22 protein-coding genes are annotated in these 20,810 nt (G+C 71.9%); 17 read left to right on the plus strand and 5 right to left on the minus strand.

Translation table 11 applies throughout. The features are described from left to right. Positions 1-109: 109 nt before the first annotated feature. Entirely contained in the window at positions 110-721 is a 612-nt protein-coding gene (locus ETD83_RS05825; protein WP_138644010.1) for a TetR/AcrR family transcriptional regulator, read from the plus strand. Positions 722-746: 25 nt separating this feature from the next. Here the strand turns inward: ETD83_RS05825 and ETD83_RS05830 are convergent, their stop codons facing one another. After that, positions 747-1,919: an acyl-CoA dehydrogenase family protein gene (locus ETD83_RS05830; RefSeq protein WP_138644011.1), complete on the minus strand. Its 1,173-nt coding sequence runs from the start codon at positions 1,917-1,919 to the stop codon at positions 747-749. A 168-nt stretch (positions 1,920-2,087) separates the two neighbouring features. Between ETD83_RS05830 and ETD83_RS05835 the strand changes: the two genes are divergently transcribed. Together ETD83_RS05835 and ETD83_RS05840 are read left to right on the plus strand one after the other, a co-directional pair. Then, entirely contained in the window at positions 2,088-3,254 is a 1,167-nt protein-coding gene (locus tag ETD83_RS05835) for a CaiB/BaiF CoA transferase family protein (RefSeq protein ID WP_138644012.1), read from the plus strand. After that, positions 3,251-3,937, plus strand: coding sequence for a GntR family transcriptional regulator (locus ETD83_RS05840; protein ID WP_138644013.1), 687 nt, complete (start codon positions 3,251-3,253; stop codon positions 3,935-3,937). Before ETD83_RS05835 ends, ETD83_RS05840 begins: the two co-directional genes overlap by 4 nt. Before the next feature lie 3 nt (positions 3,938-3,940). On the opposite strand, the gene ETD83_RS05845 is transcribed toward ETD83_RS05840, so the two are convergent. Further along, complete coding sequence (locus ETD83_RS05845) at positions 3,941-5,131, minus strand: hypothetical protein (RefSeq protein WP_138644014.1); 1,191 nt, start codon at positions 5,129-5,131, stop codon at positions 3,941-3,943. 282 nt (positions 5,132-5,413) lie between these two features. Between ETD83_RS05845 and ETD83_RS05850 the strand changes: the two genes are divergently transcribed. From ETD83_RS05850 to ETD83_RS05915, 14 genes are all read left to right on the plus strand, one after another. Beyond that, positions 5,414-6,142 carry an SDR family NAD(P)-dependent oxidoreductase gene (locus ETD83_RS05850; protein WP_138644015.1) on the plus strand — a complete coding sequence of 243 codons (729 nt, stop codon included), beginning with the start codon at positions 5,414-5,416 and terminating at the stop codon, positions 6,140-6,142. Positions 6,143-6,185: 43 nt separating this feature from the next. After that, positions 6,186-6,674 carry a 2,4'-dihydroxyacetophenone dioxygenase family protein gene (locus ETD83_RS05855; protein ID WP_230420709.1) on the plus strand — a complete coding sequence of 163 codons (489 nt, stop codon included), beginning with the start codon at positions 6,186-6,188 and terminating at the stop codon, positions 6,672-6,674. A 96-nt stretch (positions 6,675-6,770) separates the two neighbouring features. Continuing rightward, the gene (locus ETD83_RS05860) at positions 6,771-7,796 is read left to right on the plus strand and encodes a LysR family transcriptional regulator (protein ID WP_138644017.1); all 1,026 of its coding nucleotides are present in this window, start codon (positions 6,771-6,773) and stop codon (positions 7,794-7,796) included. 177 nt (positions 7,797-7,973) lie between these two features. Further along, positions 7,974-8,633, plus strand: a complete 660-nt coding sequence (locus ETD83_RS05865) for an RraA family protein (RefSeq protein ID WP_138644018.1) — start codon at positions 7,974-7,976, stop codon at positions 8,631-8,633. Positions 8,634-8,636: 3 nt separating this feature from the next. After that, positions 8,637-9,605 (plus strand): sugar kinase, encoded by a 969-nt coding sequence (locus ETD83_RS05870; protein ID WP_138644019.1) that lies wholly within the window; start codon positions 8,637-8,639, stop codon positions 9,603-9,605. A gap of 3 nt (positions 9,606-9,608) precedes the next feature. Beyond that, positions 9,609-10,745 (plus strand): ABC transporter substrate-binding protein, encoded by a 1,137-nt coding sequence (locus ETD83_RS05875; RefSeq protein ID WP_138644020.1) that lies wholly within the window; start codon positions 9,609-9,611, stop codon positions 10,743-10,745. After that, the gene (locus ETD83_RS05880) at positions 10,742-11,578 is read left to right on the plus strand and encodes an ABC transporter permease (protein WP_230420710.1); all 837 of its coding nucleotides are present in this window, start codon (positions 10,742-10,744) and stop codon (positions 11,576-11,578) included. The genes ETD83_RS05875 and ETD83_RS05880 overlap by 4 nt, the downstream gene beginning before the upstream one ends. Next, the gene (locus ETD83_RS05885; protein WP_230420711.1) at positions 11,575-12,459 is read left to right on the plus strand and encodes an ABC transporter permease; all 885 of its coding nucleotides are present in this window, start codon (positions 11,575-11,577) and stop codon (positions 12,457-12,459) included. Before ETD83_RS05880 ends, ETD83_RS05885 begins: the two co-directional genes overlap by 4 nt. After that, positions 12,456-13,283 (plus strand): ABC transporter ATP-binding protein, encoded by an 828-nt coding sequence (locus tag ETD83_RS05890; RefSeq protein ID WP_138644022.1) that lies wholly within the window; start codon positions 12,456-12,458, stop codon positions 13,281-13,283. The genes ETD83_RS05885 and ETD83_RS05890 overlap by 4 nt, the downstream gene beginning before the upstream one ends. Beyond that, positions 13,273-13,626 (plus strand): hypothetical protein, encoded by a 354-nt coding sequence (locus ETD83_RS05895; protein WP_138644023.1) that lies wholly within the window; start codon positions 13,273-13,275, stop codon positions 13,624-13,626. The genes ETD83_RS05890 and ETD83_RS05895 overlap by 11 nt, the downstream gene beginning before the upstream one ends. 193 nt (positions 13,627-13,819) lie before the next feature. Next, positions 13,820-14,782, plus strand: a complete 963-nt coding sequence (locus ETD83_RS05900; RefSeq protein ID WP_138644024.1) for a LysR family transcriptional regulator — start codon at positions 13,820-13,822, stop codon at positions 14,780-14,782. Positions 14,783-15,002: 220 nt separating this feature from the next. Continuing rightward, a complete protein-coding gene (locus ETD83_RS05905; protein WP_138644025.1) occupies positions 15,003-16,568 on the plus strand; it encodes an aminotransferase class V-fold PLP-dependent enzyme in 1,566 nt (521 codons plus the stop codon). Positions 16,569-16,657: 89 nt separating this feature from the next. Continuing rightward, positions 16,658-17,140: a RidA family protein gene (locus ETD83_RS05910; protein WP_138644026.1), complete on the plus strand. Its 483-nt coding sequence runs from the start codon at positions 16,658-16,660 to the stop codon at positions 17,138-17,140. Between the two features lie 14 nt (positions 17,141-17,154). Next, positions 17,155-18,462, plus strand: coding sequence for an amidohydrolase/deacetylase family metallohydrolase (locus tag ETD83_RS05915; RefSeq protein WP_138644027.1), 1,308 nt, complete (start codon positions 17,155-17,157; stop codon positions 18,460-18,462). A 91-nt stretch (positions 18,463-18,553) separates the two neighbouring features. Here the strand turns inward: ETD83_RS05915 and ETD83_RS05920 are convergent, their stop codons facing one another. From ETD83_RS05920 to ETD83_RS05930, 3 genes are read right to left on the minus strand one after another with little or no spacing between them, the layout of a single operon-like run. After that, on the minus strand, positions 18,554-19,705 hold the full coding sequence (locus tag ETD83_RS05920) for an RNA polymerase sigma factor (protein WP_138644032.1): 1,152 nt from the start codon (positions 19,703-19,705) through the stop codon (positions 18,554-18,556). A 5-nt stretch (positions 19,706-19,710) separates the two neighbouring features. Next, positions 19,711-20,121 (minus strand): YciI family protein, encoded by a 411-nt coding sequence (locus ETD83_RS05925; RefSeq protein WP_138644028.1) that lies wholly within the window; start codon positions 20,119-20,121, stop codon positions 19,711-19,713. Positions 20,122-20,165: 44 nt separating this feature from the next. Further along, positions 20,166-20,744, minus strand: a complete 579-nt coding sequence (locus ETD83_RS05930) for a pyridoxamine 5'-phosphate oxidase family protein (RefSeq protein WP_230420712.1) — start codon at positions 20,742-20,744, stop codon at positions 20,166-20,168. Positions 20,745-20,810: the final 66 nt, after the last annotated feature.

Raw genomic sequence — 20,810 nt, forward strand, 5'->3', positions numbered from 1 at the left:
GGATCTCCTCAGCGGTGCCGGGGTTCTTCTTGAACGGCCGATCAAGAAGTTGGTGGCGAATACCGTCGCACTTCTTGAACGAGCTGTCAAGAAGTCGTAGGATCCGGCCATGCCACGCACCGGACGACCGCGCTCCTTCGACGACGGCCGGGTCGTCGCGGAGGCCCTGGAACTCTTCTGGCGCCGCGGCTACGCGGCCACCTCGCTGCGGGACCTCAAGGACGGGCTCGGCGTCCTCCCGGGCAGCCTTTACGCCGCCTACGGCGACAAACACGGGCTCTTCCTGCGCGCACTGGAGCGCTACGTGGACGCGGCCCGGGAGCAGGCGGCCGAGCTCACCGGCGACGGCGCCGTCCTGCCCCGTGTCCGGGCCCTTCTCCTGAGCGTTCTCGAAGCCGCGCGGGAAACTCCCGGACGCGGCTGCATGCTCGGCAACACCGCCGCCGAGCTGCTCCCCGCGGACGAGACCGCTGGTCGGCTCGTCCATGACGGATTCGGCACTCTGGAGACCGGATTGGCGCAGGCACTCCAGGCCGCGCAGCGATCAGGCGAGGTCCGTCCGGACGTCGACTGCGGGGCCCAGGCGCGCCTCCTCCTCGCCCTCATGCAGGGGCTCCACGTCCTCGCCCGCGCCGAGGCCGACCCCCGCCGCCTCACCGACGCCATCGACACCGCGCTCGCCCCGCTGGCCACCGGCCAGGCCGGGCACGGCGCGGCTTGAACCGGCCACCGGTGGGCGGCGAGGGTCAGGAGAACGCGGCGACGCCGGTGAGCGCCTTTCCGATGACCAGGCTGTGCACCTCGCTGGTGCCTTCGTAGGTGAGCACCGATTCCAGGTTGTTGGCGTGCCTGAGCACCGGGTATTCGAGGGTGATGCCGTTGGCGCCGAGGATCGTCCGGCATTCGCGGGCTATGGCCAGGGCCTCGCGGACGTTGTTGAGCTTGCCGACGCTGACCTGCTCCGAGGTGATCGCGCCGGTCTCCTTGAGCCGTCCGAGCCGGATCGCCAGGAGCATCCCCTTGCCCAGTTCGAGGGCCATGTCCGCGAGCTTCTGCTGGGTGAGCTGGAAGCCCGCCACCGGGCGGTCGAACACGACACGCTCCCGCGCGTAGGCGATCGTGGTCTCCAGGCAGTCGAGGGCCGCGCCGAGCGCGCCGAAGACGATCCCGAACCGCGCCTCGTTGAGGCAGCCCAGCGGTCCGGACAGGCCGCGGGCGGCGGGGAGCATCGCGCCGGCGGGCAGGCGCACCTCCTCCAGGACGAGTTCGCTCGTCACGCTGGCGCGCAGGGACAGCTTCTCCGCGACGTCGCGGGCGCTGAACCCGGGCGTCCCGGCCGGGACGAGGAAGCCGCGGACGCCGTCGTCCGTGCGGGCCCACACGACGGCGATATCGGCGACCGCGCCGTTCGTGATCCACATCTTGGTGCCGTTCAGCACCCAGTCGCCGCCGTCGCGCCGGGCCGTGGTGCGCATCCCCGCCGGGTTGGAGCCGAAGTCGGGCTCGGTGAGCCCGAAGCAGCCGATCCGCTCGCCCGCCGCCATCGCGGGCAGCCATTCGTCCTTCTGCTCGTCCGAGCCGTAGGCCCAGATCGCGTACATGGCCAGCGAGCCCTGCACCGACACCAGGCTGCGGAGCCCCGAGTCCACCGCCTCCAGCTCGAAGCAGGCCAGGCCGTACGCGACGGCGCCCGCCCCGGCGCAGCCATGGCCCTTCAGGTGCATGCCGAGCAAGCCGAGGCCGCCCAGCTTCCCGGCCAGCTCGGACGCGGGCAGCTCGCCCGACCGGTACCACTCCGCGATGTGCGGCCGCAGTTCCTTGGCGCCGAACGCGCGGACCGTGTCGCGGATCGCCCGCTCCTCCTCGGTCAGCAAATCGTCGACGCCGAACAACTCCAGGGGACGAACCGCTTCGGTCATCGCAGGACCCTCCTCAACCGCCCGGGGCTCTAGATCAGCACATATCCTATTTTGGATCCAGTATTGATTCTCCAATCGGCCGGGGTTAGATTCCCGGCGGTACGTCCAGGCGCGGAGAGTGAGGAGGGCCCACCGGATGCGGACCCGCGACCCGCGAGGCGGGCGGGCATGACCGAAGCCCTGCGCGACCTGGTCATCGTCGACTTCAGCCGCATCCTCGCCGGGCCGTACGCGACGATGCTGCTCGCCGACTTCGGCGCCGAGGTGATCAAGATCGAGCGGCCGGGCGGCGGCGATGACACCCGGTCCTGGGGACCCCCGTTCGCGGACGGCGAGAGCACCTACTACCTCGCGGTCAACCGCAACAAGCGCTCCATCGCCCTCGACCTGTCCGACCCCGCCGACGCCGCCACGGCCCGCGCGCTGGCCGCCCGCGCCGACGCCGTGGTGGAGAACTTCCGCCCCGGGACGATGGAGCGGTACGGCCTCGGCTACGAGGAGCTGCGCACGGCCGACCCCGGGCTCGTCTACTGCTCCATCACCGGGTTCGGCACGGACGGCGGCGCCGACCTGCCCGGTTACGACCTGATCGTGCAGGCGGTCGGCGGGCTGATGAGCGTCACCGGGGACCCGGGCGGCGCCGGGATGAAGGCGGGCGTCGCGCTCGTCGACGTGATCACCGGCCTGCACGCGGCGCTCGGCGTCCTGACCGCGCTGCGGCACCGCGACGCCACCGGCGAGGGCCAGCGGGTGGAGGTCTCGCTGCTGTCGTCGCTGCTGTCCGGGCTGGTCAACCACGCCTCCGCGTACGTCGCGGCCGGGGTGGTGCCGGCCGCGATGGGCAACGAGCACCCCAGCGTCGCGCCATACGAGCTGTTCCCGACCGCGGACCGGCCGCTCGTCATCGCGGCCGGCAACGACCGGCAGTTCCGCTCGCTCTGCGGCGCGCTCGGCCGTCCGGACCTCGCCGCCGACGCGCGGTTCGCCACCAACACCGCCCGCGTCGCCCACCGGGAACCCCTGAGAAGCGAGCTCACCGCCGCGCTCGCCGGACGCACGGCGGACGACTGGTTCGCCGCCCTCACCGCGGCGGACGTCCCGTGCGGACCGATCAACGACCTCGCCGGCGCCTTCGGCCTCGCCACCCGCCTCGGCCTCGCCCCCCGCGTCGACCTGCGGGACCCGCGCCGTCCGCGCCCGGTGGGGCAGGTCGCCAACCCGATCCGGCTGAGCGCAACGCCGGCCCGGTACCGCACCGCGCCGCCGCGCCTGGACGAGGACGCCGGTGCCGTCCGCGAACGGATCGCCGATCCGGAGCGGGGTGGTCCCGGATGACCGCGGGCGACCGGCCCCGTCGGCCGCCGACGGCGCAGCAGTTCGTCCTCGAAGAGATCAGGCGGGCCATCACCAGCGGCGAGCTCCGGCCGGGCGACCCCATCCGGCAGGACGCGCTGGCCGCTGAACTCGGCGTCAGCCGCGTCCCGCTGCGCGAGGCGCTCAAGATCCTTGAGGGCGAGGGGCTGGTCGCCTACCGGGTGCACCGCGGCTACGGCGTCGTCTCGCTGTCCATGGACGACCTGCGCGAGGTCTACCGGATCAGGGAGCTCCTGGAGGCCGAGGCCGTCCGCCGCGCGATCGGTGAGCTCACCGCCGCCGACCTGGACCGGCTCGAAGAGATCCAGCGCGGCGTGGAACGCGCCGGCGAGGCCGGCGACGTCGCCGGGATGGCCGCCGCGAACCGGCGGTTCCATTTCACGCTGTTCGAGTGTTCGGGAATGCCGCGGCTCGTCCGGCACATCCGCCTGCTGTGGGAGGCGACCGACGCCTACCGCTCGCTCTACTACAGCGACGGCGAGAACCGTCAGCGGGTGAACCGCGAGCACCGCGCCACGCTCGCGGCACTGCACGACCGCGACGCCGAAAAGGCGATCGCATCCCTCGACGAGCATCGCGCTCACGCGGTGGCGGCTCTGGAACTCGCCTTCAGCGAGGAAACGGCCGCCAAACCCGGGCAGTAATCCTCAGGGATTGAGGAAGCCGCCGAGGGCGGAAAGAATGGTGTCCTTGGTGCCGGGAGCCGACAGCGCCGCCTGTGACGCTGAGGGACGCTTGGCGAAATCCGAGGCCGCCAAAGTATCGGGCAGCCCCGCCCATCCGGGAAGAGAGGCCAGGTCAGCGGCGAGTCGTTCGAGACGTCCGGGGGCCGCTCCCCGATCGCGCATCCACTGGAAGTTGATCGACAGCGTCGACTTGTCGGTTCCCGTGTAAATGCTCCACACGGCGGCCTCATCGTTGCCCATGTGGAACCACGCCGTAACCGAGGGAAGAGCGGCCTCGCCGAAATAGTAGCCCTGGAATGTCGGATGGGTTTCGGCATGCCGGTAAACGGCCAGGAGAGTGGCGGCGACAGGGGGCGTGCAGTACTTCTTGATGCTTTCGATGAGGCTGTTCTCGTCCCAGTCGCTGCGCCCGCGGACCAGTACCGCACGTGTGGGGACGGCGGGAGCCTTGCCAAGAGCGTCGGCGCCTTCAGGGGGCCGGTCATAGTCCGGCGCCGCCATGACCGGGCCCAGCGCCTGGACGATCGCGCCTGCGATCCTTTCCAGCCAGCCGATGGTCTCGACGGCGTTGTCCGCCGTTATCGCGGCGCGGCCGCCGCTGCTCTGCGGATCGCGGTCCGCGGTATGGGCGATGGCGTTGCGGCGCTGTGCGATCTCCCGCAGCTTCGTCCGTACGACGTCCGCGGTGATGTCCGCATCGCCGTCGGTTTCCGCGTTCAGGAGCGCGGCCACCCGTGGCCAGAGATTCACCGTACTGATGTACGCCAGACCTTCCTTGATCTTGTCGGGGTTCTGGAAGGTCATGAACCCGAAGGTCTGCTCCAGGTGGGCGCGGAATACGGCGTCGAGCGGCTGGTGCTGATGGTGGATCCGCTCGAACAGGTCGATGCTGATCGGCAGCCTGCCGAACTTCGGCGGCCGGGCCGCGGCCGGCTGCCGGGCGAGAGCGACGGCGCGGTCGACGATCTCCACCGTCACCCAATGGTCGAGCGCCGCGACCGCCTGCACCCATGCGGCCCTGTACAGGTCGTCGATGTCGAACGCGCCGACCTGCAGTTGTTCGAGCCGGCGTCCGCCATCGACGAGCTGCCGGGCATAACCGAGGTTTTGCTGGAACTCCTGGAACGCTTCAGTGGGTTGCTCGATCAGCACGTCATTCCTCGGCTTGATGGTGTGCGAAGTGCGGCGAACCTACCGGGCCATCGCTTGCGTGACAGAATAGAGGAGCCGGTCCGACCGGGTGGATACAGGCGAGTTCCGGCCACGCGTGCGAACGGAACGCGTCCCGCGGGCGCGCGGCGGGGCGCGGGCGGATGCGGGCGGCGGGGCATCCGAATGACCCTCATTCCCCTCTCGTATGAGGACTGACGGGCGTTCCCCGGCTGTGTTCAATCGGGTCCATCGCATTGGAACCGAACATCGGAGGAGACGGCCGTGCACGATGACCGCGTTGCGGGGCCCGGGGGACGGACCGTGGTGGTGATCGGCGGGACCAGCGGGATCGGCGCCGCGATCGCCGGGCGGTTCGCCGCCGACGGGGACCGCGTCGTCGCCGCCGGGCTCGACGCCGGGAGCGCCGCGGGCGAACTGCCCGGGACGGTGCGGAGCGTGGAGCTCGACGTCCGGCGGGAGGACGAGCTGCGCGCGTTCCTGGGCACGTTCGGGGAGCTGCACGTCCTCATCAACGCGGTCGGCATCGTCGCGCGCGGCAGGGAGTTCGAGTCCGAGGTGTTCGCCGACGTCGTCGGGGTCAACCTCACCGGCACCATGCGGAGCTGCCTGGCCGCCCGCGAGGCGCTGGCCGGTTCGCGGGGCTGCATCGTCAACATCGCGTCCATGCTGAGCTTCTTCGGCGGCGCCCGGGTCCCGGCGTACAGCGCCAGCAAGGGCGGCGTGCTGCAGCTGACCAAGTCCCTCGCCGTGGCCTGGGCGGACGAGGGCATCCGGGTGAACGCCGTCGCCCCGGGCTGGATCCGCACCGGGCTGACCCGCGAGCTGCACGAGAGCGCCGAGACCAGCCGCCGCATCATCGACCGCACGCCGATGCGGCGCTGGGGAACCCCCGCGGACATCGCCGGGGCCGTGGCGTTCCTCGCCGGTCCCGACGCCGCGTTCATCACCGGCGCCGTGCTCGCGGTCGACGGCGGATACCTGGCCGCCTGAACCGAATCCCCGAATCCCCGAATCCCGGAAAGGACCGATGTCCATGGCCGTCATTCCCGTGTCCGGCGCCGTACCGCCGGAGATCGCCGTCGCCGCCGTGCCGGACGACGACCGGGTGTGGGTGCCGCAGGCGCCGAACGTGTGGTTCCGCCCGCTGATGTTCAACACGGTGACCGGGCAATGGTGCAACCTGCTCAAGGTGACCGCCGCCGGAATCGTCTCCCGGCACCGGCATCCCGGGGTCGTCTTCGGCTACGTGCTCAAGGGGAAATGGCACTACCACGAGCACGACTGGGTCGCCGAGACCGGCCATTTCGTCTATGAGCCGCCCGGCGAGATCCACACGCTGGAGGTCCCTCCGGACTGCGCCGAGATGATCACGTTCTTCAACATCACCGGGGCCATGGCCTACGTCGACGAGAACGGCGAGCAGATCGGCTACGAGGACACCTTCACCAAGATCGACATGTGCCGGGCGCACTACGCGAAGAACGGCCTCGGCGCCGGCTACGCCGACCAATTCGTCCGCTGATGACACCTCTAGAGCCCTGACAACCATCTGCACCATTTAACTATCGGTGCGCCGCGGGTAACGTTCTCGACGATCTCGGCTTGTGGGAGGACGGCCATGGACCTCAGCAGCGCGCATCACTACCGAATCGACTGGATCGCGAGCTTCGTGGCGGTGGCCCGCCACGGCAGCTTCTCCGCCGCCGCCCGGACCCTCTACCGCTCCCAGCCACGCGTCAGCAGCCACGTCGCGGCGCTGGAACGGCTCGTCGGCCGGCGGCTTGTGGACCGTTCCGTTCAGCCGGCCATCCTCACCCCGGAGGGCCGCGGGCTGCTGCCGCACGCCGAGGAGATCATCCGGAGGCTCGACCTGCTCGCCGAGACGGCGGCGGGGACCGTGTGCGGGACGGTGCGGCTGGGCTGCTACCCGAGCGTCGCGGCGTACCTGTACCCGCGGGCGGTGCGGGCGCTGCGGGACACCCATCCGCAGGTGCGTCTGGTGCTGCACGAGGGCCCCAGCCTGGAGATCGGGGACCAGCTCGCGGACGGCGGCGTCGACCTCGCCGTGCGCCCGCTGCACCCGCTCGTCAACTCCGACCAGGTGACCAGCGAGGTGCTGTGGCGCGAGCCGCTCGTCGCCGTGTTCCGGGCCGACCACCCGCTGGCCCGCGAGCCGGAGGTGACGCTGGCGCAGGCCGCCAGGCTGCCGGTGATCAGCATCGGGGAGAGCGACGACGGGCACGGCCGGCAGTACGAGACCAACCTCGCGTTCGCCAACCACGGCCTGCACCCGGTGATCAGCGAGCGCACCAACCAGCCGCAGACGCTGATCTCCCTCGTCCGCCACGGCCTGGGCGTCGGCATCACGAACGCGCTCGCCATGACCACGGCCAACACCGACGGTGTCTGCCTGGTCCCGGTCGCCGGCGCGGGTTTCGAGCGCGTCGTCGCCGCCTGGTGGCGGCTGGGCGAGGGCGTGTCGCCCGCCGTCGAGGCGGTGCGGGACTGCCTGCGCCGGCTCGCCCCGCCCGCGTGGCCCTGGCCCGCCACCACCACGGCCCGGCCGGACGCCGCCACAGACCGGCCCGACGCCGCTACGGACCGGCCGGACGCCGCGCCGCCCTCGCTGCCGGCGGCCGTTTAGCCGCCGGCATCCAATTGTCGAATAACCGCATTCGAGCTCCACCCTTATCCGCTCCGATAATCCGCTTCTACGGTTTCTGTAGCCGCGCCACCGAGCCGGTCGCGCCGTGCCGGGAATTCGTCTCCGGAATGTTGCGCCTCGCAGGGAACGCTTTGCAGAGAACGGAGCCCAGACGACATGACCACGACGCTTTCCGCCGATATCATCACCGCGTTCCGGTCGATCTCCACCGCCTCGGTGGCCGACGCGGTGGAGCTCGGCGGCCGACGCGGCTACCTGTCCGGCAGCGTCCGGCAGATGCTCCCCGGCGCGGGACGGCTCGTCGGCCCGGCGGCGACGGTGCTGGAGGTGCCCTCGCCCGACCCGGCCCCGCCGGCGCACGCGTTGCGGGCCATCGACGAGTCGGAGCCGGGCAGCGTCGTCTGCATCGCCGCCGGTGGGGCGGACGTCGCGCTGTGGGGCGGCCTGATGTCGGCCGGGGCCGTGGCCAACCGGGTAGCGGGCGCGGTGCTCGACGGCGGCGTCCGCGACGTCGAGGAGATCCGCCGCGACTACCCGGACTTCCCCATCTACGCCCGCGGGAGCGTGCCCGCGACGACGGTCGGCCGCTACCGCACGGTGTCCCTCAACGAGCCGGTGGAGCTGGGCGGCGTGGCGGTGCGCCCCGGCGACCTGATCGTCGCCGACGCCGACGGGGTGGTGTGCGTCCCGTCGGAGAGCGTCGCCGCGGTGCTGGAGGCGGCGCTGGAGATCGAGCGGCGCGAGCGGGAGCAGACCGCGCTGATCCTCGAGTCGGGGTCGCTGCGCGGCGGCATCGAGAAGCACGGCCGGATCTGAGCCGTGGACATCCTCGCGGTTGGCGAACCCCTGCTGGAGTTCAACGCCCGCGTCGACGGCGCCCGGCCGGTCGAGGGCGATGACGCCTTCACCGTCGGCTACGGCGGCGACACCTCCAACTTCGCCGTCGCCGCGGCCCGGTCCGGCGCCCGCACCGGCTACGTCACCCGGATCGGCGACGACGACTTCGGCGCGGCGTTCCTGCGGCTGTGGGAGCGGGAGGGCGTCGGCACCGACCACGTCGTGCTCGAGGCGGGCGGGCGGACCGGCGTCTACTTCGTCCACCGGACGGAGTCGGAGAGCAGCTTCGTCTACTACCGCGCGCACTCCCCCGCCAGCCGGCTCGCCCCGGGGGACATCCCGGCGGACGCCATCGCCCGGGCCCGGCTCCTCCACGTCAGCGGCATCACGCAGGCGATCAGCACGTCGGCCTGCGACGCGGGCTTCCACGCCATGGAGCTGGCGCGCCGGGCAGGCACGCTGGTCAGCTACGACCCGAACCTGCGTCCCGCGCTCTGGCCCGCGGAGCGCGCCCGCGCCGTGATCATGCGGGGCGTCGAGCTGTGCGACATCGCGCTGCCGAACCTCACCGAGGGCCGCGCCCTCACCGGGGCGCACGAGCCCCGGGACGTGCTGGACGCCTTCGTCCGCCGGGGCCCGTCCACCGTGGTGCTGAAGATGGGCGCCGAGGGAGCACTGGTGGCCCACGACGGGACGGTCACCCGCGTCGACCCGCACCCCGTGCGGCAGGTCGACCCCACCGGGGCGGGCGACACCTTCGACGGCGCGTTCGCGGCCCGGCTGCTGGACGGCGCGCCGGTGCCCGAGGCCGCCCGCTACGCGGCGGTGGCGGCGGCGCTCACCACGACCGGCCCCGGCGCGGTCACCCCCATCCCCCACCGCGGCACGGTCGACGCCGTGCTCGCCGGGGGCCATCGACCCGTCCGACCGTCCAGACCGATCAGGAGATGACTCATGTTGCGCGCGAAACGCACTCTCGCGGCGGTGGCCTGCTCTGGCATCGTGACGATGCTCGCGGGGTGTTCCGGCGGATCGACCGTCGACGACGAGGTCGCAGGCGATGGTGCGAAGGCTCCGACCAAGGTCTCCGCGGGATACGTCTCGGCCATCGACCAGCTCGGCCTGCCCGCCGGGGTCGAGGCCGGCCACTTCGACGACCAGAACCTCAACGTGAAGCTCGCCGACCCGTTCCCCACCGGCGTGGACGCGCTCAACGCGCTCCAGGCGGGCCAGGTGGACTTCGTCCAGGTCGGGACGCCGGCCATCGCCGCCTCCCAGAAGGGCCTCGACCTGGTCCTGGTGGGCAACTACACCGGCTCGGCCAGCCGGCGCAGCATCGACGACACGATGGCCGTGGTGGCGAAGGGCGACTCCGGGATCGACGGCAAGAACCTCACGACGCTGCGGGGCAGGCGGATCGGCGTCTCCGAGGGCTCCATCAACCATCTGTACCTGCTCGGGCTGCTGAAGAAGGCCGGGCTGAAGGCGTCCGACGTCAAGATCGTGAACACCGAGCCGCCGGACATGGCGGTGGCGCTCAAGTCCGGCGGCATCGACGCCGCCATCGTCTGGGACCCGTTCTCGATCACCATCACGCAGCAGGTGGCCGGGGCGAAGGAGGTGCTGCGCGGCGGCGAGTTCATCCCGTTCGTCGGCTACATCGTCACCACGCCCAAGTACGCCGAGGAGAACCCTGACGTCGTCCACCGGTTCCTCACCGCGCGGGCGACCGCCGACCAGTGGATGCGCCAGAACCCGGCCAAGGCCGCCGACGCCGCGACCCGGTGGCTGCCCGGCATCAAGAAGTCCGTGGCGACCGAGGCGATGACGCACAACGTCAAGCAGCTCGACCCGCGCTTCTCCGCCTGCAACTACCTCGCGCTCGACACCGTCGCGCAGCTGCTGGCCGCGCAGGGGAAGGTCAAGGCCGGGTTCGACGTCAACAAGCTCTTCCGTCCCGGACCGATCCTCAAGGTGATGGCCGCCGACCCGAAGCTCTTCCAGGACCTGCCGGAGATGCCGTCGTCCGCGAAGATCCAGGACGGCTACACCTTCGACCGCGCGGCGGCCGAGAAGGCGTGCCCGTCGTGACGGCGCCGACCGCGAGGCGGCCCGCCGTGCGGCGGCCTCCGCGGCGGCGCGGCGTCCGCTCCACCGCCGCGGGCGCGCTGTGGTTCTTCGGGCCGCTCGCCGCGCTCGTGGCGGCGTGGGCCGTCGCGGTGTCGGCATCGGGGGCGCCGCTGCGGGTCTTCCCGCAGGTCACCGACGTGCTCGCGGCGCTGGGCGAGCTGTGGACGAGCGGGGACCTGTGGCGCCACCTCGGCGCCAGCCTGCGGCGGACGGGCATCGGGATGGCGCTGGCGCTGGTCACCGCGCTGCCGTTCGGCATCGCGCTCGGCGCCAGCCGCGTGCTGTCCGCGTTCTTCCTGCCGCTGCTGCGGTTCTCGGTGGCGCTCGCCGGCATCGCGTGGATCCCGATCGCGACGCTGTGGTTCGGCTACGGCGACCGGGCCGTGATCTTCATCGTGTGGAACGCGATGTTCTTCGCGCTGACCTACAACGCGATGCTCGGCGTCCGGCAGATCCCCACGGAGCTGCTGCGGGCCGCGCGCAGCCTGGGGACGGGCCGGCTGCGGATGTTCTGGGAGATCCTGCTCCCGGGCGCGCTGCCGAGCATCGTCACCGGCCTGCGGGTCGGGCTCGGCTACGGCTGGCGCGGCCTGGTGGCGGCCGAGATCATCGCGAGCAACGCGGGCCTCGGCTACGCCCTGTTCCAGGCGCAGAAGTACTTCCAGACCGACGTGATCATCGCGTCGATGATGATCATCGGCGTGCTGTGGCTGCTGATGGACCGGCTCCTGCTGGCGCCGCTGGAGCGGCGCACGGTCGAGCGCTGGGGAATGACGGGAGCGCAGGGCACATGACTTCGACCGCCTCCCCGACGAGGGAGAAGCGCACAGGGCGCGGGCCCGGCCGGCACGGGCGGGGCGCCCGTCGGGGCCTGGCATGGCGGATGTGGCGCCGGTGCCTGCGCAGCGGAACGTTCCGCACGCTCGGGCCCTTCGTGCCGGTCGTCGCGCTGTGGTGGCTGCTGGACGCGCTGGAGGTGTTCCCCGAGTCCTTCTTCGTCGGCCCGCCCACCGTGGTGGACAAGCTCGGCGAGCTGCTGGAGAAGGGCATCCTGCCCGGCTACCTCTCGGACTCGCTCACCCGGCTGGGCTACGGCGTCGGCTTCGGCCTGCTCATCGGGCTCCCGCTGGGCTTCGCGGTGGCGATGAGCCGGATGGTGCGCCGCGCGTTCTGGCCGATCCTGCTGTTCTTCCAGGCCGTCGCGGACATCGCGTGGCTGCCGATCGTCATCGTCTGGTTCGGCTTCAGCCTCACGACGGTGACGTTCGTCCTCGTCTACACGATCGTCTTCCCGCTGATGCTCAGCGTCGTCGCGGGGGTCGAGCAGGTGCCGCGCGAGCTCGTCCGCGCGGCGCGCAGCCTCGGCGCCGGCCGCCTGCGGGTGTTCCTTGAGGTGATCGTGCCCGGGGCGCTGCCGTCGGTGGCCGGGGGCATCAGGACCGGGCTCGGCTACGGCTGGCGGGCGCTGGTGGCCGCCGAGATCATCGTCGGGACGAGCGGCATCGGCTTCATGATGTTCGACGCCCGCCGGGTCGGCGACGTCAGCCAGGTGTTCCTGGGCATGGCGGTGCTCGGCGCGCTCTGGTACGCGCTCGACGCCCTGATTCTGGCCCCGTTCGAGCGGGCGACCGTCGAACGCTGGGGGATGGTTCGCGCGATGGAGGCGGATGGATGACCGCGCTGAAGATCGACCGGTTGAACAAGGTCTACACCGACACCTACAGCGGTGAGGAGGTCACGGCCATCGCCGACGTCTCCTTCACGGTGAGGGAGGGCGAGTTCGTCTCCGTGCTGGGCCCGAGCGGCTGCGGCAAGACGACCGTGCTGAACATCGTCGCCGGGTTCGTGCGGCAGTCCGGCGGGACGGTCGTCGTCGACGGCCGTCCCGTCGACGGGCCGGGGCCGGACCGCGGGGTGGTGTTCCAGAGCCACGCGCTGTTCCCGTGGAAGACGGTGCTGGGCAACGTGGTCTTCGGGCTGCGCATGCGCGGGGTCCCGCGGGCTGAGCGCAACGCCACGGCGGAGGAGTTCCTGAAGCTCGTCGGCCTCGACGGTTTCGCGCACCGGTACCCGCACGAGCTGTCCGGCGGCATGCAGCAGCGGCTCGGCGTGGCCCGGGTGCTGGCCAACGAACCGGCCGTGATGCTCATGGACGAGCCGTTCGCGAGCATCGACGCGCAGACGCGCCGCAAGCTCCAGGAGGACCTGACGGGCATCTTCGAGTCCCGCCGCCCGACGGTCTTCTTCGTCACCCACGACGTCGACGAGGCCGTGTTCCTCTCCGACCGGATCGTGGTGCTGTCCCGGCGGCCCAGCCGGGTGCGCGAGATCGTGGACGTGACGCTGCCGAGGCCGCGCCGCTGGCAAGAGACGGCGGAGCTGCCGGAGTTCCGCCGCATCGCGAACCAGGTCAACGACCTGCTGGCCGGGGACGAGAACGAAGCGGCGGACGGCGGCGCCCGCGCCGGGGACGCGGGAGGTGAGCCGGGTGCCGCCTAGAACGTCGCTGCCGCGCCGGGCCGCGAAGAGCCCGACGCTCCGCAAGCTATCCGTCGTGATCGCGATCGTGCTCGCCTACCAGATCTGGCTGAGCGTCCAGGCCGGGGGCAAGGTCGGCCCCGGCGTCGGCGCGGACCGCGACGAACGCGGCCGCTTCCCGGTGGACGTCGAGCTCGGCTTCGCGCCGGAGCGCTACCACATCCTGCGCCTGCAGAAGCACGGCCGCATCGCGGGCACCGACGGCCAGGTCGTGCACCTGCGGGGCGTGGCGCCGGCCGGGGTGGACGCGCTGGCCCGCGAGTACTGGATCAAGCACATCGAGGCGCCGGAGCGGGGGTCCTGACCGTCCTCCGGCCCCCACCGCCATCCAACGGACGAGCTCCGCTCGACGGCCCCGGATACGCGGCCAGGTCCCGGGACCAAGAGGAGCACGCCGGCGGCCCGGGACCGCACGGCTATTCGGAATGCGGATCGGCCCCCCTCCGAAACCAGGGCCGGGATTGTCCGCCGCCGGGCCCGGCGGTAGAGGAAAAGGCATGCTCCGTACCGATCTGCGCCTCGAATGGCTTGTCTCGTTCCTCGCCGTCGTCGACACCGGAACCTTCAGCGCCGCGGCGGAGGTCATCCACCGCTCCCAGCCCCGGGTGAGCATGCACGTGGCCGCCCTGGAACGGGAGGCGGGCGTCCCGCTGTTCGACCGGGACCACCGGCCCGTGTCGCTCACCGAGGCGGGCGTGGTGCTCGCCGAGCACGCCCGGACGATCCTGCGGCAGCTCGCCGGCGCGGAGGCCGCCATGGCCGGGTACCGCGGCGCGGCCCGCGGGGTGGTGACGCTCGGCAGCTACCCGAGCGCCAGCGTGGCGTTCGTGTCGCAGCTGCTGGAGCGGATGGCGCGGACCCGTCCCGCGATCAAGGTGATCCTGGTGGAGCGCTCCACGCTGGAGCTGGACGCGGCGCTGGCGGCGGGCGAGGTGGACATCTGCCTGCGGCCCATGTCGCCGCCGCCGGGGCCGTCGGTGGAGTGCCGGCCGCTGTGGCGGGAGGGGCTGATCGTCGTGCACCGCCCGGACCATCCGCTCGCCGGGCTGCCCGAGCCGCTGCCTCCGGCCGAGGTCGCCAAGTACCCGGTCATCACGATCGGGCGGCTCGGCTCGTCCAAGAGCATGGGCTTCGAGACCTACCGCGCCTTCCACGAGCGCGGCCTCGAACCGAACGCCGTCCAGGCCACGAACCAGCCGCAGACCCTCATCTCCCTGGTCCGCAGCGGCCTCGGCATCGGCGTCATCAACTTCCTGGCGGTCGCCACCGCCGACACCGACGGGGTGGTGGCCCGCCGCCTCGACGTCCCCTGCGGCCGCCGCGTCGCGGTGCACTGGAGCACGACCAGCCCGCTGACGCCGCCGGCCCGCACGCTCCTCCGCGAGATCGAGGTGTCGGACATTCCGGTGGGGACCACACGGCTGAGCGCGGCGGAGAAACAGCCGCTGCCCGCCGGCTGACGGCCGCACCGGCACCCGCACGGCGCATTGTCCAAGGAGGAATTCATGTGCCATTACGACGATCGAGGGACGCACTTCTTCCAGCATCCGGGTTGCGAATACCGGCATACGATTCGCGACCTTAACGCCCGCCCCCGCCCCCTTTACCGTGTGACGCACCACGAACCACGAGTCGCCTTGGATGGACCGGATGAGAACTGAAGGAATATCACGGCGGGCAATGCTCGGGCGCGGCGCGGCCGTCGGCGGCGCGCTGACCCTGGGGCCGCTTCTGGGCGGCGAGGCGGTGGCGGCGCCGAACGGCGGCACGCCCGCCCGCGCCGCCGGGAAGGGGCCTAAGGGGGGCTACGAAGCGATCGGCGTGCGCCCGCTGATCAACGGGCGCGGCACGTTCACCGTCCTCAGCGGCTCGCTGATGCTGCCCGAGGTGCGCGAGGCGATCGACCGGGCGGCGCGGCAGTACGTGCAGCTGGACGAGCTCGCGGACGCCATCGGCAAGCGGCTCGCGCAGCTCACCAAGGCCGGGTTCGGGATGGTCAGCTCCGGCGCCTCCGCGGCGCTCGGGCACGCGAGCGCCGCGTGCGTGGCGGGCGGCAACCCCGACCTCCACGTCCAGCTCCCGGACCTCACCGGCTTCCAGAAGACCGAAGCGATCATCCCGAAGCACTCCCGGAACGTCTACGAGGCGGCCATCAGCGCCACCGGGCTCAAGATCGTCGAGGTGGAGACCCGCGCGCAGCTCAAGGCGGCCCTCAGACCGCAGACCGCGCTCGTCTACATCTTCGCCATGCCCCGCGTCGACGAGAGCGAGCTCGACACGAGGACCATCGCGCAGATCGCGCACGCCGCGGGCGTCCCGGTGCTGGTCGACGCCGCCGCGGAGATCCTCACCATCCCGAACGTCCACCTGCAGCGCGGCGCCGACCTCGTCGCCTACAGCGGCGGCAAGTGCCTGCGCGGGCCGCAGTCGGCCGGGATCCTGCTCGGCCGCGAGGACCTGGTCCGGGCCGCCTGGGTGCACAGCGCGCCGCACCACGGCTGGGCCCGCGGGTTCAAGGTGGGCAAGGAGGAGGCGATGGGGATGCTCGCCGCCGTGGAGATGTGGGTGCAGCGCGACCACAAGGCCGAGTACGCGACGTGGACCTCGTGGCTGAAGGACATCGCCCGCCGGGTGTCGGTGGTCCGCGGTGTGACCACGAAGATCGTCCAGCCGGAGGGGCTCTCCAACCGGACCCCGACGCTGACCGTCCTGTGGAACGCCCAGAACCTCGGCGTCACGGGCCAGACCATCGTGGACACCCTGTGGGACGGCGAGCCGCGCATCGCCATCAACGCCGCGCGCAGCAGCGACCCGGCGCAGTCCGGGGTGTCCATCACCCCGTACATGCTGGAGCCCGGGAACGCCAAGACCATCGCCGTCGAGCTGGTCAAGCTGCTCAGGGACCCGCCGCCGGCGCCCGAGCCGCCGAAGCCGCCCACCGTCGACGCGAGCGGCACCTGGGCGCTGGAGATCAAGTACACGGCCGGCACGTCCACCGCGCACGAGCTGAAGCTGAGCCAGGACGGCGCGAAGATCACCGGCACGCACAAGGGCGAGTTCGTCAGCCGTCCGGCGACCGGGAGCGTCAGCGGCTCCGAGGTGACCGTGCGCAGCTACTACGGCGAGGAGCACGGCGACGCGCTCAGCTTCACCTTCACCGGCACGCTCAAGGGCAACCGCATCAGCGGCGATCTCAACATGGGCGAGTACCTGGGCGCGTCCTGGACGGCCACCCGCAAGTCCTGACGGCGGCTCCCGTTCCTTATCGCACGTCCATTCCTTCGCACGTCCTGCACTGAACCCTGTCTCACCCCTGCACCAGCTCTGGAGGAACCGTGTCCTCGAACCGACGGGACTTCATCCGCAAGGCCCCGGCCGTGGCCGCCGTCGCCGCCGTACCGGTCGTGGCGGGCGCCGAGCCCGCGGCGGCCGACGCCGGACGCGGCCGCAAGCCGCGCAAGGAGGTCCACTACCCGGGCGGCGGGCAGCCGCCGGCGAACCCGCTGTTCAGCCCGATCGTCACCTACGGGGACATGGTCTACATCTCCGGCATCGGAGCGCACTTCGCGGGCGACATCCGCGCCCACACCGACCACGTCCTCAACGAGGTCGAGCGCTACCTGGAGTCCGTCGGCTCCTCCATGGAGAAGGTGCTGAAGGTCAACGTCTACCTGAACTCCCTGGACGACTACGACGGCATGAACGAGGTCTTCCGCGGCCGCTGGGGCCGCGAGCCCGGGGTGCGCACGACCATCGCCGCCGCCGGGGGCATCCCCGGCGACTCGCTCGTCGAGATCGACTGCATCGCCGTCCGCTGAGAACTGGAGTCCGGATGCACGCGAGAGACCGATTCCGCCGGCGGATCGTCCCGGCCGCCCTGACCCTGACCCTGGGCGCCGCCCTCGGCGCCCTCGTGCCGGGCGGCGCGCCGTCCGCCGCCGAAGCCTACGACCTGGTCATCCAGCGCGGCCATGTCGTCGACCCGAAGAACCGCCTCGACGCCGTCCGCGACGTCGCCGTGCAGGACCGGAAGATCGCCAAGGTCGCGCGGCGGATCGACGCCACGGCCGCGAAGAAGACCGTCGACGCGTCCGGGAAGTACGTCACCCCGGGCCTCATCGACCTGCACGCCCACCTGTTCCCCGGCCCGGAGGACGCCTACCGGAACGGCTGGGCCGGCGTTGCGCCCGACGGCTTCACCTTCCGCGCCGGCGTCACCACCGCGGTGGACGCCGGCTCGTCGGGCGCGACCAGCTTCGAGCTGTTCAAGAAGAACGTCATCGACCGCTCGCAGACCCGCGTGCTCGCCTTCCTCAACGTCGTCGGCGAGGGCATGGCGGGCGGGAAGTACGAGCAGAACGTCAAGGACATGGACCCGGGACCGGCCGCGGCGAAGGCCAGGCAGCACCCCGGCACGATCATCGGCATCAAGACGGCGCACTTCGAGGGCCCGGAGTGGACGGCCGTCGAGAACTCCGTCAAGGCGGGCGAGGCGGCGGGCGTCCCGGTGATGGTCGACTTCGGCGCCAACCGTCCGGAGCGCCCGCTGGAGACGCTGCTCACCGAGAAGCTCCGTCCCGGCGACATCTACTCGCACGCCTACTCCGGGCTGCGCGGTGAGCTGGGCCCGGACGGCAGGCTCAACCCGGGCATGAAGAAGGGCCGCGACCGCGGCGTGCTGTTCGACGTGGGCCACGGCGGCGGCAGCTTCGCCTACGACGTGGCCGTCCCGGCGATGAAGGAGGGCTTCACCCCCGACGTCATCTCCACCGACCTGCACATCACCAGCATGAACGCCGGGATGAAGGACCAGTCCAACATCATGTCGAAGTTCATGGCGCTGGGCATGCCGCTGAAGGACGTCGTCAACGCCTCGACCTGGGTGCCCGCGAAGGCGATCCAGCGGCCCGACCTGGGCAACCTCTCGGTGGGCGCGCCCGCCGACGTCGCGGTGTTCACGCTGGACAAGGGCACGTTCGGGTTCGTGGACAGCTTCGGCTACCGCATCGACGGCAAGCGGAAGCTGTCCACCGAGCTGACGGTCCGCGCCGGGAAGGTCGTGTGGGACCTGAACGGCAAGGCCGCCCAGAAATGGACACCGGACCCGAGCCGGCTGACCGGAGGAGCGCACGCGCACTGACCGGTGCGGACGAGGGGCGGGATGCCGGGGCGCAGCCTCGCCACCCCGCCCCTCACGCATGCGCGCCCGCGACGCCTCGGGCGGGCCGTGATCACGCTGGGCCGCGCAGCCGCGCGTTGAGGCGCGCGGCCTGGCGGGTGAGGTGGGCGCGTTCGGGGAGGTTGGACGCCGCTTGGGCGGCGTCGGCGTAGAGCCGCGCCGCGGTGGCGAGGTCGCCGTCCCGCTCGTGGAGGTAGGCCGCGGCGGCGGTGTGGCGGGGCAGGGCGGGGTCGAGCTCCGCCAGCGCGGCCAGCCCGGCCCGCGGGCCGTCGGCCTCGCCGACCGCGACGGCCCGGTTGAGGCGGGCGACCGGGTTGCCGGTGAGGCGCACCAGCTCGTCGTACCACTCGACGATCTGCACCCAGTCGGTCTCCTCGGCCGCCGGGGCGTCGGCGTGGAGCGCGGCGATGGCGGCCTGGGCCTGGAACTCGCCCAGGCGGTCGCGGGCGAGGGCCGCCTGGAGGATGGCGACGCCCTCGGTGATCAGGCGGGTGTCCCACAGGGCGCGGTCCTGCTCGGCGAGCGGCACGAGCCGGCCGCCGGGGCCGGTGCGGGCCGGGCGCCGCGCGTGGTGGAGCAGCATGAGCGCGAGCAGCCCCGCGGCCTCCTCGTGGCCGGTCATGCCCGCCACCTGGCGGGCGAGCCGGATCGCCTCGGCGGCGAGGTCGACGTCGCCGGAGTAGCCCTCGTTGAAGATCAGGTAGAGCACGCGCAGCACGGTGGCGACGTCGCCGGGCCGGTTGAGCCGGACGCCCGACACGGTCCGCTTGGCCCTGCTGATGCGCTGGGCCATGGTCGCCTCTGGGACGAGATATGCCTGCGCGATCTGGCGCGTGGTCAGGCCGCCGACTGCGCGCAGCGTGAGCGCGACGGCCGAGGCCGGTGTCAGGGACGGGTGCGCGCACAGGAAGTACAGCTGGAGCGTGTCGTCCACCGCGTCGCCCGGGACGGGCACCGGCTCGGCCTCGACACGCTCCTCGCGGTTCCGCCGGGCCGTATCGGCGCGGGACGCGTCGAGGAACTTGCGCCAGGCGACGGTGACCAGCCAGCCCTTGGGGTCCTGCGGCGGATCCCGCGGCCACACGCGCACGGCCTCGACCAGGGCGTCCTGGACGGCGTCCTCGGCCGCCGCGAAGTCGGCTCCGCGGCGGCCGAGGACGGCGATCACGGTGGGCGTGAGGGCCCGCAACCGCGCTTCGTCCACGTGCGTCACTCCGTGATGGTCGGGGGCTCGGTCAGGAACGGGCGCACCTCGAGCCACTCGTGGATCGGCTTCCCGCCCGCGCCCGGGGCCGCGGACAGCTCGGCGGCCAGTTCGAGGGCCCGCTCCCGGCTCTCGACGTCGATCACCGTCCAGCCGGCGATCAGGTCCTTGGTCTCCGCGAACGGCCCGTCGGTGACCGGCGGCCGCCCCTCGCCGTCGTAGCGGACGAACATGCCGTCCGGGGAGAGCGCCTGGTGGCCGACGACCAGCTCGCCGGTGGCCTCGAGCCGGGCGGTGAAGTCCTCCATGTACTGGACGTGGGCCGAGATCTCCTCCGGCGTCCACTGTTCCATCGGCACGTCGTTGACCGCCTCCGGAGCGCCCCGGTAGTGCTTGAGCAGCAGGTACTTGGCCATCAGATCCTCCTTGGTGCGGTAGGGCAGGGGTCGGCGGGCGGCGCTCAGGCGCGCTCGCGCTCGTCCCGCTGCCGGATCAGTTCCTCGACCGCGCTCGGCAGCGTGGTCTCGAAGTCGATCAGTTTCGCCCACGTCGGGGTCACGACGATCCGGACCATGCGGTCGTAGAGCGAACGCACCCCGGCCTCCCACTCGACCCTCTGCTCGGGCGTCATCTCGTAGGTGCCGCTCGCCTGGAGGTACTCCTCCGGGATGCCGTCGACGACGTCGAGCTCGGCGCGGCCGCGGACGAGCAGGATCTTGGGCGGGTGGACCTCGGTGTCGATCGTCAGGGCGACCGCCGGGTTCGCGCGCAGGGCGGGCAGCTTCGGGGCGTTCGTCGCGGTGCACATGACGATCTCCGAGCCGTTCCAGGTGAACCCGATCGGCACGGCGCGGGGCGTGCCGTCCTTGGCGACGTAGGCCAGGCGGGTGATGTCCCGGGCCAGGAGGTCCTGGCTGATCGGCCGGTTCAGGACCTCGGTGATCTCGTTCGGCTCCATGGTCGTCCCTACCGTTGTCGTCTCCGGCCCGTCGTGGCCGCTGATGTCCCTGGGACGGAGCCGGTACCAAGTTCTCGACATCCGGAGCGCCCTGACTTTCCGGAGTCCGCGCCCGGTTGATCATGACGCTGCCGGAGCCTACACATC

The organism is Actinomadura soli (assembly GCF_005889715.1).
GTDB classification, from domain to species: Bacteria; Actinomycetota; Actinomycetes; order Streptosporangiales; family Streptosporangiaceae; genus Spirillospora; species Spirillospora soli.

Coding starts and splice junctions, on each gene's coding strand:
- ETD83_RS05825 (WP_138644010.1), top strand. CDS start 110: ATGCCACGCACCGGACGACCGCGCTCCTTCGACGACGGCCGGGTCGTC.
- ETD83_RS05830 (WP_138644011.1), bottom strand. CDS start 1,919: ATGACCGAAGCGGTTCGTCCCCTGGAGTTGTTCGGCGTCGACGATTTG.
- ETD83_RS05835 (WP_138644012.1), top strand. CDS start 2,088: ATGACCGAAGCCCTGCGCGACCTGGTCATCGTCGACTTCAGCCGCATC.
- ETD83_RS05840 (WP_138644013.1), top strand. CDS start 3,251: ATGACCGCGGGCGACCGGCCCCGTCGGCCGCCGACGGCGCAGCAGTTC.
- ETD83_RS05855 (WP_230420709.1), top strand. CDS start 6,186: ATGGCCGTCATTCCCGTGTCCGGCGCCGTACCGCCGGAGATCGCCGTC.
- ETD83_RS05860 (WP_138644017.1), top strand. CDS start 6,771: ATGGACCTCAGCAGCGCGCATCACTACCGAATCGACTGGATCGCGAGC.
- ETD83_RS05865 (WP_138644018.1), top strand. CDS start 7,974: ATGACCACGACGCTTTCCGCCGATATCATCACCGCGTTCCGGTCGATC.
- ETD83_RS05875 (WP_138644020.1), top strand. CDS start 9,609: ATGTTGCGCGCGAAACGCACTCTCGCGGCGGTGGCCTGCTCTGGCATC.
- ETD83_RS05885 (WP_230420711.1), top strand. CDS start 11,575: ATGACTTCGACCGCCTCCCCGACGAGGGAGAAGCGCACAGGGCGCGGG.
- ETD83_RS05890 (WP_138644022.1), top strand. CDS start 12,456: ATGACCGCGCTGAAGATCGACCGGTTGAACAAGGTCTACACCGACACC.
- ETD83_RS05900 (WP_138644024.1), top strand. CDS start 13,820: ATGCTCCGTACCGATCTGCGCCTCGAATGGCTTGTCTCGTTCCTCGCC.
- ETD83_RS05905 (WP_138644025.1), top strand. CDS start 15,003: ATGCTCGGGCGCGGCGCGGCCGTCGGCGGCGCGCTGACCCTGGGGCCG.
- ETD83_RS05915 (WP_138644027.1), top strand. CDS start 17,155: ATGCACGCGAGAGACCGATTCCGCCGGCGGATCGTCCCGGCCGCCCTG.
- ETD83_RS05925 (WP_138644028.1), bottom strand. CDS start 20,121: ATGGCCAAGTACCTGCTGCTCAAGCACTACCGGGGCGCTCCGGAGGCG.
- ETD83_RS05930 (WP_230420712.1), bottom strand. CDS start 20,744: ATGTCGAGAACTTGGTACCGGCTCCGTCCCAGGGACATCAGCGGCCAC.